We start from the raw sequence: 12,016 nt of genomic DNA on the forward strand, positions 1-12,016 counted from the left end.
GCCGTCCGAAAAGCGTCACCGCGAAAGGAGACGTTTGGCGTGCAAGCACGTTTTACCACGAAAGACGCCATGCCCTGACGGTGAAACATCGGGCAAAAACCGGCTCATTCCTGATTAATCCCCTTCGATCCCGACGGGCGCACCGCCATTGCCCTCCCCTGAAAGCGTCCACCGACGAATCGCTGCCGCCTGGAGCGGTAGACGGATCGCCCAGAACCAAGGCAGCGTTTGACGGCACGCCTGCGCCAGCCGCGGCAGTTGTGCGATGTCCGGGCATGTCAGCCAGTCGGCCAGCCGCTCTGCCAGTCGTTCCACCGAACTCGTCTCGCCGGCCAGACATTCGCACAGCGCCAGCGCTTGCGGCAAGTTACGCGACGCGACGTCTCCTCGCAGGGTTTCGTTCAGGGCCGCGAGCGCATAGTCGCGATAAGCCCGCATCTCATCCGCCGGCCCCCCTTCGCTTGTCGGCGCCCCCGAGGCGCCTTTCTCGATCGACCACGGTCGGTGCCGTTCCGGTTGAGTCGCCAGCCAACTCAATCCGGCCACGACAGACACCCATCGAACGTGCCGCGCCATGCCGACGCTCAACGGCGGCTCGCCGGTGGGCATGACGAAGGGAATCTCGCGGAAAACATCTTCGATATCGGCATGCCCTGCCCGCCGCAACCGTACATGGTTCGGTGAGCTTGACGAACTGACCACGGCGTCGAGTCGGTCGGACGTACTCAATGGCGCCGGCACGGCCGGCATTGTCGCCGTGCTGACGGCCGAGTGCCGCGGATCCCACGCCCCGTGACATGCCGCATCGGCGCGGCTCGCTCCGCCCATGCCAAACCAACGTCCGACAAGCCGGACGAAGGGGTCGAGCGGACGCTCCACTGGCCAAAGCCCGGCAAGAAAGCCGAACGCCCTGAGCAGCCCCTGAAGTTGCGCCATGCTGCCTGGGACAAAATCGTCGGGCGACGCCGCATCGCGCGCGACGACCCGCGTACCGAGCCATCGCCAGCCCGGCAGCGTGTCAACGGCGCGGCCCCCCTCGCCCTCCGTCGCCGGATGACCCGTGCCCGCCCCCAGAACACTCGCCAGCAGGTGTCTTGGCAGACGCGCCGCGACCCCACCGTCTGCCCCAATCAGCACGACGTACGACGCATCGAACGCATCGACACCATCCGCCGAAAGCGCCACGTGCACCTGCGGCGGCAGCGCCTCGAACCACGCGGACCGCAGCGCCTGTGCACGCGTGCCGCCAATACCATCCACTCCTTCCCCGGCCCAGTAGAGGGTTTGGCACATTGCCCCGGCCAGCGGCCATACGGCCTGCGACGACGCGTTGCTGCAGCGCCGGTGCAACGCCGTCATGAGCGACGCCGTGCCCCATTCCGCCCGTGGCCGTAACCACCGCTCGTCCACCAGTTCGTGAACGGTGCGCTCGAGCCATTGCGCACGCAGTTCGGCAAAGCCGTCATGCTCGCCAATGCCTCCCACCTCAATGCCCGACACCAGCAAACGGCCGAGCCAGTCGCTGCGCTGCACGAACTCGGGCAGCCGCTCAAGCCGAGGCGCCCTCTCGCCTCCCTTGTCCAGGAGGCCGAGCGGGCGGGCGAGCGCGACCAGCAATTGCATGAAGACGCTCGCGCGCGCCGCGGGCTGATCGAGCGGAAACGTGATCAACGATTGCACGACGTCTTCGAGTTCGGACGGGGTCAGGTGACGCAGCCACGCAGCGTCCAGACGAACGCGGGCGCCCTGCCACTGCGTGCCGGCCAGATGGCAGCCGGCCCCGATGCGCACATGCTTCAGACTCGCGCCGCAGAACCGGGCGTGGCGCAAATCGCAGGCCTCGAAGGACGCGCCATTGAGCTTTGCCCCGCGCGCGTCCCACCCCGGGAATTCGCATTGGCGGAATTCGGCGCTCCGCAGATCGGCACCGATGGCTTGCCCGTCGCGCATGGCCACCGAAGTCCACCGCGAGCGTTTGGCCTTGGCGCCAACCCATTTGGCACCATGCGCGGTGCCCCCGGTAAAACACGCATCCTGCAATTTGGTCCGATGGAACGAGGCGCCATCGAGACGCCCCTGCGCAAAGTGCTGTCCCTGGCATCGCGCTGCGCTCAGGTCCGTGCCACGCATCACCGTGTGCCGAAACTTGGCGCATCGAAGATCGGCCGCCACGAGCCGCGCGCCACTCACGTCCGCCGCATGAAAGCAGGCCCCTCGCAAATCGGCCCCTTCGAAGTCGGCGTTGATCTGGTTCGAATACCCAAACCCCGCGTTCGCCAACGATGCCCCGGTCCACCATGCCCCACTGAACTGTCCGCCGCCAAACTGAGCACCCGGCGCGATCACCCCGCGCAAGTCGCCGTTCGGCATCGACAGATCAGGCAGCACAGCATTGCGCAGATCCGACAGCGTTAGCGCGACACTCAGTACGGCAACTGGCCATTCATGCATGGGCAAACGTGCGCAGGCCTGCACATCGGAAGACGCATCATCGGTCGACGACAGCCAGTGCCATCGGGGGACGACCGACGCCTGACCATCGGGTACCGCGCACCACTTCACCAGATCGCGTGCCACCGCACCGACCCGCGTACCGTCGAGCAGATGCGAGAAGCGGGTGCGCCATGCCTGCCGCAGCGCACTCTTGTTGAATGGCAAGTCGACGCCCGCGGCGCTCGCCATGCCATGCGGGGCCGCATCGCTCGCGAATCGATCCATGGCATCGATGTTCCCGGCGAGCCTGTGTGCCAGCCAGGCCACTTGCAGCGAAATCACGCGACGCTCGTCCGCGTTGGCACGCAACACCGCGTGGCGCAGCCCCTCGGGCGGCGGGGCACTGCGTGCCGCCAGCTCGGAAGACGACAATGCGCGCTCGCCTGCGATTCCGCCCTCGATCGGGCGGCTAACGACGGATGTTTGGGCCCCGCCCGATATCCCGCTCTGAACCGGCCTCATGCGTCGCTCCTTGGCGCGCACTCATGGGCGCGCGCAAAAAAGCACCATGTTGCCGAAGGCGTGTGGTCCTGCGCGCCGAGGAAATTCTGATTTGGTGCGCAGGACCGTCAGGCAGGACTGTCGCGTCAGCCGAGGCAGAGCGACAGCGCCGCCCGCCAGTCGGGCGCGCGAACGCCGAAAGTCCGTGCGAGCTTGTCGTTGTCGAGGACCGAATACGCCGGACGCTTGGCCGGCAATGGATAAGCAGAAGTCGGAATCGCCACAACGTTCGGACGCTTCTCCGCTGCGCTCAGATCGAGAATCGCTTCGGTGAACCCGTGCCAGGTCGTCTGCCCGGCGGCCGTCAGGTGGTACAAGCCGCCATGCTCGCGCCAGAAGTCGGCGTCGGCCCCATTGCCGCCAAACCCTTGCACCAACACCTGCGACGTCAGTTCGGCAATCGTGCGGCACCACGTCGGCGCACCGTGCTGGTCGGCCACGATCCGCAATTCGTCGCGCTCGCGGGCAAGTCGTTGAACGGTGAGCAGGAAGTTCGCGCCGCGCGCACCGTACACCCAGCTCGTGCGCAGCACCAGATGATGCGCACCGCTCGCGGCGATGGCCGCTTCGCCGGCCAGCTTGGTGCGGCCGTACGCGTTCTGTGGATTGGTGGGTTCGTCCTCGCGATACGGCGTGGAAGACGTACCGTCGAAGACGTAGTCGGTGGAAAAATGAACGACGAGCGCGCCGGTGCGCTTGGCCGCTTCGGCCATGATGCCGGGCACGACCGCGTTCACCTGATACGCGGCGGCCTCGTCCGTCTCGGCACGATCGACCGCCGTATAGGCCGCCGGATTGACAATCAGATCGGGCGAAAAGTCGCGCAGGGTGCGCACCACGCTGTCGGTGTCGAGCAGGTCCATCTCGTTGCGCCCGGGGGCGTGCACGTCACCCAAGCCCTGCAGGCTGCGTGCCAGCTCCCAGCCCACCTGCCCGGTGGCCCCCGTCAACAGGATGCGTCTTGCCATGGTAAAGCTCCCTTGTGGCCGAATCGTCAAACCAGGGAGCCTACCGTGATTGGCGTCAGGTTTCCAGTCCGAGTTCCTGGATCTTGCGCGTGATGGTGTTCCGGCCAATGCCAAGGCGGCTCGCCGCCTCGACTTTGCGTCCGCGCGTGAAGTCGAGCGCCTCGTTGATCAACGCCGTCTCGAACCGGCGCGTCAATTGATCCATCACGTCGGGCGACGCCGAACGAAGCAGCCGCGCCACCTCGCGACGCAAAAGGGGCTCCCAGCTGTCTGCACCGGTGCCGTCTCCCATTGCGCCGACATTGCCCGCGACCGCAGCGGCACCGCCCACGCCCGCGATCGCGCCGACAGCCGACGCCCCCGCGTCTACGCCGCCGTAACCGGCGATGGCCGGCACCGGGGCGGTGGCGCCCGTCGCCGCCTGAGTCGTCGCGGCGGCATAGGCAGGCAGGTTTGCCGACGCGGTCACTCCCGCCCCCGGCGCCGCGGCCAGCGTCTGGAACTCCGGCGGCAGATCCTTGATCTCCACCGTCTGCGCCGGGGCCATGACCGTCAGCCAGTTGCTCAGGTTTTCCAGTTGACGCACGTTGCCCGGGAACGGAAAGCGCGTCAGGTGCGCCAGCGCGGCCTCGCTGATGCGTTTCGTCTCGACACCCAGGTCGCGCGCGCTCTTCTGCAAGAAGTGACGCACCAGCAGCGGGATATCTTCATTGCGCTCGCGCAATGACGGCAGACGCAAGCGAATCACGTTCAGTCGGTGATACAGATCCTCGCGGAACAGTCCCTGCCGTACACGATCTTCCAGATTCTGGTGCGTGGCCGCGATCACACGGACATTCGCCTTGATCGGACTATGGCCGCCCACCCGGTAGTAATTACCGTCTGACAGCACACGCAGCAAACGCGTTTGCAGATCGAGTGGCATGTCGCCGATTTCGTCGAGGAACAGCGTGCCGCTCTCGGCCTGCTCGAAGCGCCCGCGTCGCGTGGCCTGCGCACCGGTGAACGCCCCGCGCTCATGACCAAACAGTTCGGATTCCAGCAGATCCTTTGGAATTGCCGCCGTGTTGAGCGCGATGAACGGCCCGCCGGCGCGCGGCGAGTGGCGGTGCAATGCCCGCGCAACCAGTTCCTTGCCGGAGCCCGATTCGCCGGTGATAAGCACCGTGGCGCTCGAATGCGAGAGGCGACCGATCGCTCGGAACACGTCTTGCATGGCGCTCGCCTGCCCGAGAATTTCCGGCTCTTCGGTAATGCGCTCGTCGTCCGTCGCCTCGCGCAGGCTTTCCTCGACCGCGCGCAGAATCAGCTCGACCGCACGATCGACGTCGAACGGCTTGGCGAGATATTCGAACGCGCCGCCCTGAAAGGCCGCGACGGCGCTGTCCAGATCCGAGAACGCCGTCATGATGATGACCGGCAGTCCGGGATATCGTTGTTTGACCGTCTGCAGCAGTTCGAGCCCGGAGCCGCCCGCCATGCGGATGTCCGAGACCAGCACCTGCGGCGAGTCGTGTTCGAGTGCTGCGCTGGCTTCGCGCGGACCGGTAAAGCTGCGCACCGGCAGATTGGCTCGCGAGAGCGCCTTTTCGAGCACCCATCGAATCGATTGGTCGTCGTCTACTATCCAGATCGGCTTCATTGTTCACCGTGTAACGTCTATGCCCGGCCGCAGGTGCTACGGCCGACGGCGTGAGGGCCGCTTCAGCCCAGGGGCAGCAGGATTCGGAAATCCGTCCGTCCGGGCCGGCTTTCGCATTCGATCAGACCCTCGTGGCGCTGCACGAACGACTGCGCCAATGTGAGTCCCAGACCGCTTCCCCCTTCGCGCCCGGAGACGAGCGGATAGAAAATGCGGTCACGAATGTCGGCGGGAATGCCTGGCCCGTTGTCGATCACATGCAATTCCAATGCCAGCTTGTGCAAACGTTTGGCAATCGTGATCTTTCGCGCCACGCGCGTGCGCAAGACGATGCGCGCATCGCCCCGCGCAATCTGCCCGCGCAGCGCTTCGGCACCATTGCGCACAATGTTGAGCAGGGCTTGAATGAGTTGTTCCTTGTCGCCGCGAAAGTCGGGCAGGCTCACATCGTAGTCGCGCTCGATCGACAGCCCCTGCGGAAACTCGGCGAGCACCACCGACCGCACACGCTCGCACACCTCGTGGATGTTGACGTCGGTGGCAATGAACGGATGACGGTGCGGCTCGAGCAGGCGGTCGACCAGCGTCTGAAGTCTGTCGGACTCCTTGATGATGACCTGCGTGTACTCACGCAGCTCACGCTGGTCCAGTTCGAATTCCAGCAACTGCGCCGCGCCGCGAATCCCGCCCAGCGGGTTCTTGATTTCGTGGGCCAGATTGCGGATGAGCTGTTTGTTCATCAGCGCCTGATCGATGATGCGTTCTTCACGCTCGTTCTTGATCTTCTGTTCGTTCTCGATCAGCTCGACGATCACGAAATCAGGGGCGGACTCAGGGGCGGCAACAATCGCATGCGTGTGCAGAGGCTCCTGCGCGGTGCGCTCGAGCACCAAATCGAGGCGCGTCGTCTGAAAGCGGTTGGCGATGAGATCGGCCATCGTCGACGCGAGCACCTCGCCATTCGCGAAGACGTCGTTCCACGTCATTTGCGACAGCGAACGGCGCGAAAGCGCGAGCAGCGCCTCGGCGGCCGGGTTGGCAAACACGACACGCAGCGATTGCTTCTCAAGCACCAGCAAGACGGTCGGCAACGCTTCGAGACCGGGCAACACGCCCGTCGCCGCGAGCTTGGCTTCCCACGCATCGACGCCCGGCGGCAACACAGTCGTATGGCCGGCAGCGTCGGGGGTCATATCGGCGGCATGGGGATCTTCCGCGGCAGCGGCGTGGTCGGCGCGCTTCGTCTGCCCTTTTCCACCGGCACGGACACTGTTCATTAAGGATCGAGGCGAGAGGTTCATGGCTGGCTACGTAGCGAATGCGCGCTGCGGATAAAAAAGGGGGACGGCCGCGGCCATCCCCCTTGCCTGTCGAGCATGACGGTCGGCCGCTGGCGTTCCGTCATGCCGGCGCATTCCCTGCGCAGCGCTTCAATTACAGCGAGTAGTACAGTTCGAACTCGAGCGGGTGCGTGGTCATGGCGATACGACGCGCTTCGTCCGTCTTCAATGCGATGTACGAATCGAGCATGCCATCCGTGAACACGCCACCACGGGTCAGGAACTCGCGGTCTTCGTTCAGGTATTCCAGCGCCTGTTCGAGGCTCGAGCACACGGTCGGGATCTTTGCGTCTTCTTCCGGCGGCAGGTCGTACAGGTTCTTGTCGGCAGCTTCGCCCGGGTGGATCTTGTTCTGCACGCCATCCAGACCGGCCATCAGCATGGCCGAGAAGGCCAGGTACGGGTTGGCCATCGGATCCGGGAAGCGCGCTTCGATGCGGCGGCCCTTCGGGTTGGCAACGTACGGAATGCGGATCGAGGCCGAACGGTTACGGGCCGAGTAGGCCAGCTTCACCGGCGCTTCGAAGTGCGGCACCAGACGCTTGTACGAGTTGGTCGACGGGTTCGTGATCGCGTTCAGGGCACGTGCGTGCTTGATGATGCCGCCGATGTAATACAGCGCGAACTCCGACAGACCGCCGTAGCCGTTACCGGCGAACAGGTTCTGACCATCCTTCCAGACCGACTGGTGGATGTGCATGCCCGAGCCGTTGTCGCCCACGATCGGCTTCGGCATGAACGTTGCCGTCTTGCCGTAGCTGTGTGCCACGTTGTGCACCACGTACTTCAGAATCTGCGTCCAGTCGGCGCGCTCGACCAGCGTCGAGAACTTCGTGCCGATTTCGTTCTGGCCCTGACCCGCCACTTCGTGGTGGTGCACTTCGACTGGCACGCCCAGTTGCTCGAGCAACAGGCACATTTCCGAGCGCATGTCCTGGAACGAATCGACCGGTGCAACCGGGAAGTAACCGCCCTTCACGCCCGGACGGTGGCCGGTGTTGCCGCCTTCAAAGTCCTTCGCCGACGACCACGGGGCTTCTTCCGAATTCACGCGGACGAACGAGCCCGACATGTCCGTGCTCCACTGCACCGAGTCGAAAATGAAGAATTCCGGCTCCGGACCGAAGAAGGCGGTGTCGCCCAGGCCCGTGCTCTTCAGGTACGCTTCAGCGCGCTTGGCGATGGAACGCGGATCGCGGTCGTAGCCCTTGCCATCGGCCGGCTCGATCACGTCGCAGGTCAGCACCAGCGTGTTTTCTTCATAGAACGGGTCGATGTAGGCAGTGTTCGCGTCCGGCACGAGCAGCATGTCCGAGGCTTCGATGCCCTTCCAGCCAGCAATCGACGAACCGTCGAAAGCGTGGCCGCTCTCGAACTTGTCAGCGTCGAAGTGCGACACCGGCACCGAGACGTGTTGTTCCTTGCCGCGCGTATCGGTAAAGCGGAAGTCGACGAACTTGACGTCTTCTTCCTTAACCAGATTCATCACATCTGCCACAGATTTGCTCATGCTATCTCCCGAAAGATTCAATCTGGCGCTGCTGGCGCTTATCGCCCGCGTCGCCGTACCGTCTTAACGAACTCCGTGTTCGGATTCGCCAGTAATAAGCAGGAAGCGTGCCAACGATTCACCAACCAGCCCTCCCTGACCCTCGCCCTCTGATTTCTAAGCGAATATTCTATTCTGGTGCGTCCAGCCTCGAATCCCCGCTCACGGGCCCAAATTCCCCGTTTCGGTGCAATGCGCACCAAAACATCACCTCATTGGTGCATTTCCGGATTATGCACTTTTTCGGTGCCAGCGGCCGATCGGCGCGAACCGAAGTTGTGCGTCGTGCTGCACCGCCATCTCGCGCGGCCGACCACCGGCTGCGCGCCGGCCGATCTCGATGCCACGCAACACGTAAAGCGCCTCGCGTGCGAAGGGCACGCTAGAATAAAGCACAATCATCGTCCAACGAGATCACAGCCCTATGACAAGCGCCAAAGCCATTCTCGAGCAAGCCTCTCAACGCCGCGCGAGCGCTCAGCTCGCCTACGCGGGCGCCGTGACGCCGGACGAAGCCCTGGCACTGCTTGGCGCCGATGCCAACGTTCGCCTGATCGACGTGCGTACGCGCGCCGAACTCGACTGGGTCGGCCGCCCGCAGGTACCCGATGGTCAATACGCCAACGTCGAATGGGTTCGTTATCCGGGAGGCGTGCCCAACGAACACTTCCTGGAGCAACTCGCTTCCCAGACGCCCGACAAAACCACGCCGCTATTATTTCTGTGTCGCAGCGCCGCCCGCTCGAAGGCCGCCGCCAAGGTCGCCTATGAAGCCGGTTACACGCAGTCGTTCGACATTCTCGAAGGCTTCGAGGGCGACAAGGACAATGTCGGCCATCGGAAGACGATGAGCGGCTGGTGCTTTCGCGGACTGCCTTGGCTCGGCGCCTGAGTGGGCATTCCTGCGTGCGAATGAGCGCACAGGAGCACCCGTCAAGGCGCGCGGGTCGACACTTTTCCAGACAACGCTGAACGTCTTCAACGCGAGGAAGCACTGAGATGGAGTGGACCCCTTTACTTACGTTCGCCCTCGCCCTGTTCGTCGGTGCCGGCACGCCCGGGCCGGGCATCGCGGCCATTGTGGCGCGCGTACTCGGACGCGGCACGCAGGGCGCCATCGCGTTCACCACAGGCGTGGCGATCGGCGACGTCGTGTGGCTGACGCTTGCCGTGCTGGGCGTCGCCGCGCTGGCCCATACCTTCTCGGGCGTGTTTCTCGCGATCAAGTACGCCGGCGCCGCCTACTTGCTCTACCTCGCCTGGAAGATGTGGCACGCACCGGTCACCGCGCCCGCGGAACCGATGGCCGCCGCGCCGCGCGAGAAATCGTGGCGTCTGTTTCTCGGGGGACTGTCGGTCACCATGGGCAACCCGAAGGTCGTCGTGTTCTACTTCGCCCTGCTGCCCAACCTGCTCGATCTGCAACGGGTAACAGCGCTCGGCTACCTCGAAATCGTGGGCGTTACGCTGAGCGTTCTCGCGCTCGTGTTCGGCAGTTACATCGCGCTCGCTGCACGCGCCCGCCGACTGCTCAGTTCGGCGCGCGCCGTGCGACGTCTGAATCGCGCGACCGGCACGGTGATGGCCGGCGCCGCCGTCGTCATCGCGACGCGCTGAACGCAACACCCGCATTCACCGCTACGTCGTCATCGCCACCTGCGGGTGGCGTTTTTTTTGGACGCACGTCGCGCATTGTTGCGATTCCCGGAAGTATTTATTCCCTCAATTGCCGTTTTTCCGTGATAGCCAGACGCTTAGACTGTCTTCAACGGTCGCACACAACGCATACCGAAGCCTACGAAAGCGAACACCGGTACCGATGCATTGCGCGCCCCCGCAACTGAGAAAGACAGGAGTCAACATCATGAATCGCAAGCACATCGCCTCAGCCTTGATGTCGGTCGTGATGACCACCGCCGCAGGTGCCGCCTTCGCACAGGCGGGTCAGAGCAGCGACGCCTATCCCGAGGGTTCGCAATTCGCATGGGTGTCGCAAACCTCGCAGGTCTCGCGCGAGCAGGTGCGCCAAGAACTGGTCGATGCACGCGCGAAGGGCCTGATTCCGCAGAACGATTACGAGTATCCCGTGCTCGCCACAATGCAGCCCAATCAAGCGCCGGGCAAGACGCGCGCCCAGGTCTACGACGATCTCGTGCGCGCACGCCAGAACGGCGAAATGAAGTACTCGAATCCGTAAGCCTTAAGCCCTCGCTGAGCATCGCGGCACGCCGCAGCGCTCAATCGACAGCGTCGGTCGCGGCTCTCAGCCCCCCCCTCCGAGCCGCGCCGCACGCGCCGTCCCTCGTCGTGTTGCCGTACCCCGGCAGCATGACGTGACGCACACAGGCAGGACGGCATCGCCAGCCTGTGTTGCGTCACCTCGCATTGTCCCGCCGACAGGCACGCGCCTGAGCCTGACCGGGCAACCGGCACGCCCGCTCGTCCAGAACACTTCCCCTCTGGTCGGGCGGGCACCGACGGTTTCCCAACGGGCGCCTCTCCTGTCGCCATGCGCTCCCGTGAGCGCATGGGACCTTCGCCCGCGCCCTGTCCAAGGCGCGGGCCTTTTTCTTGAGTCGCGCAAGCTGCGTGCTACCATGCAGCCGTTTCATTTTGCATAGACAGGATCATCCGGTGAGTCAGATCGAATTCGATATCGAGTGGACCGAACGCGCAGCGAAGAAGGCCGAAAAGCTCGTCCCCAAGGGCACCCCTCTCGCGCTGCCGCCGATCGAATGCATGCCGGCCGAAGGCGACGTGCTGTTCCTCGGCCAAGGCGACAAGAAGCAACCGTTTATCGTGGTGGAGCGTCAGTACCACCATGAGGGCGAAGACGCATGGACGATCGTGCTGATTCTCGATCTGCCGGAATAACGTTGATGATCGTTTGCGACGTCCGGATCGCGTGAATCGAACGTTTCAGACAGATCGCAACGCAACAACGCGCGGCGCGGCCACTGGGGAAATCCCGGTTGCCGCGCCGCTTTGCTTGGACGGGGCCGTTTTCTATACTTGAAGCACGATTCGACTCGCGCAATAGCGGCAGGGAGATCAACCATGGTCATGCCCCACCTTTCCAATGCAGAACTCATGAGCATGTTTGCGATCGCGGCATTCGGTGCGATCGCTGTCGGCGCCATGCCCTGCAAAGGGGCCGTTCGCATGTGCTGGCGCTCGCTACTCGTTGTCGTCGGCGCGGTGCTCGCCGTGCTGGCGTTCGAACTGGCGCCCCTGCTGACGTGAGTCGTTTTTGCGGATTTTCACCATTAAGGGTTGACCCCTTACGGAAGAGCCGATATTATCTCGGTCTCGTTGGGGCGTTAGCTCAGTTGGTAGAGCAGCGGACTCTTAATCCGTAGGTCGAGTGTTCGAGTCACTCACGCCCCACCAAACGAATTCTGAAAAAGGCTGCTACGCCGTGCAGCCTTTTTTATTCCCGGTAGCATCGGGGCGTTAGCTCAGTTGGTAGAGCAGCGGACTCTTAATCCGTAGGTCGAGTGTTCGAGTCACTCACGCCCCACCA

The 12,016-nt window shown here is 64.0% G+C and carries 10 protein-coding genes and 2 tRNA genes; 7 read left to right on the top strand and 5 right to left on the bottom strand.

The genetic code is table 11. The annotated features are described in order from the left end of the window. Positions 1-114 precede the first annotated feature (114 nt). The 5 genes from PSO31014_RS17390 to glnA form a co-directional block, all read right to left on the bottom strand. Positions 115-2,865, bottom strand: a complete 2,751-nt coding sequence (locus PSO31014_RS17390) for a pentapeptide repeat-containing protein (RefSeq protein WP_174976555.1) — start codon at positions 2,863-2,865, stop codon at positions 115-117. Between the two features lie 215 nt (positions 2,866-3,080). Then, on the bottom strand, positions 3,081-3,962 hold the full coding sequence (gene rfbD / locus PSO31014_RS17395; RefSeq protein WP_150552768.1) for a dTDP-4-dehydrorhamnose reductase: 882 nt from the start codon (positions 3,960-3,962) through the stop codon (positions 3,081-3,083). 55 nt (positions 3,963-4,017) lie between these two features. Next, entirely contained in the window at positions 4,018-5,604 is a 1,587-nt protein-coding gene (ntrC, locus tag PSO31014_RS17400) for a nitrogen regulation protein NR(I) (RefSeq protein WP_150552769.1), read from the bottom strand. 62 nt (positions 5,605-5,666) lie between these two features. Beyond that, positions 5,667-6,797, bottom strand: coding sequence for a nitrogen regulation protein NR(II) (gene glnL, locus PSO31014_RS17405; protein WP_150552780.1), 1,131 nt, complete (start codon positions 6,795-6,797; stop codon positions 5,667-5,669). A gap of 241 nt (positions 6,798-7,038) precedes the next feature. After that, positions 7,039-8,454: a type I glutamate--ammonia ligase gene (gene glnA, locus PSO31014_RS17410; RefSeq protein WP_017233517.1), complete on the bottom strand. Its 1,416-nt coding sequence runs from the start codon at positions 8,452-8,454 to the stop codon at positions 7,039-7,041. 463 nt (positions 8,455-8,917) lie between these two features. Here glnA and PSO31014_RS17415 point away from each other — a divergent pair, with 463 nt between their 5' ends. The 7 genes from PSO31014_RS17415 to PSO31014_RS17445 all read left to right on the top strand — a co-directional run bounded on the left by PSO31014_RS17415 (position 8,918) and on the right by PSO31014_RS17445 (position 12,016). Then, a complete protein-coding gene (locus PSO31014_RS17415) occupies positions 8,918-9,385 on the top strand; it encodes a rhodanese-like domain-containing protein (protein ID WP_150552770.1) in 468 nt (155 codons plus the stop codon). A gap of 107 nt (positions 9,386-9,492) precedes the next feature. Continuing rightward, complete coding sequence (locus PSO31014_RS17420; RefSeq protein ID WP_150552771.1) at positions 9,493-10,110, top strand: LysE family translocator; 618 nt, start codon at positions 9,493-9,495, stop codon at positions 10,108-10,110. A gap of 247 nt (positions 10,111-10,357) precedes the next feature. Beyond that, a complete protein-coding gene (locus PSO31014_RS17425; protein ID WP_174976556.1) occupies positions 10,358-10,690 on the top strand; it encodes a DUF4148 domain-containing protein in 333 nt (110 codons plus the stop codon). A gap of 437 nt (positions 10,691-11,127) precedes the next feature. Beyond that, positions 11,128-11,367, top strand: coding sequence for a hypothetical protein (locus PSO31014_RS17430; RefSeq protein ID WP_010804600.1), 240 nt, complete (start codon positions 11,128-11,130; stop codon positions 11,365-11,367). Positions 11,368-11,550: 183 nt separating this feature from the next. Beyond that, positions 11,551-11,736 carry a hypothetical protein gene (locus tag PSO31014_RS17435; protein ID WP_150552773.1) on the top strand — a complete coding sequence of 62 codons (186 nt, stop codon included), beginning with the start codon at positions 11,551-11,553 and terminating at the stop codon, positions 11,734-11,736. Between the two features lie 71 nt (positions 11,737-11,807). Next, positions 11,808-11,883, top strand: a tRNA-Lys gene (locus PSO31014_RS17440). Positions 11,884-11,940: 57 nt separating this feature from the next. After that, positions 11,941-12,016, top strand: a tRNA-Lys gene (locus PSO31014_RS17445).

Origin of the sequence: Pandoraea soli (assembly GCF_902459595.1) — a bacterium.
Taxonomy (GTDB): Bacteria; Pseudomonadota; Gammaproteobacteria; order Burkholderiales; family Burkholderiaceae; genus Pandoraea; species Pandoraea cepalis.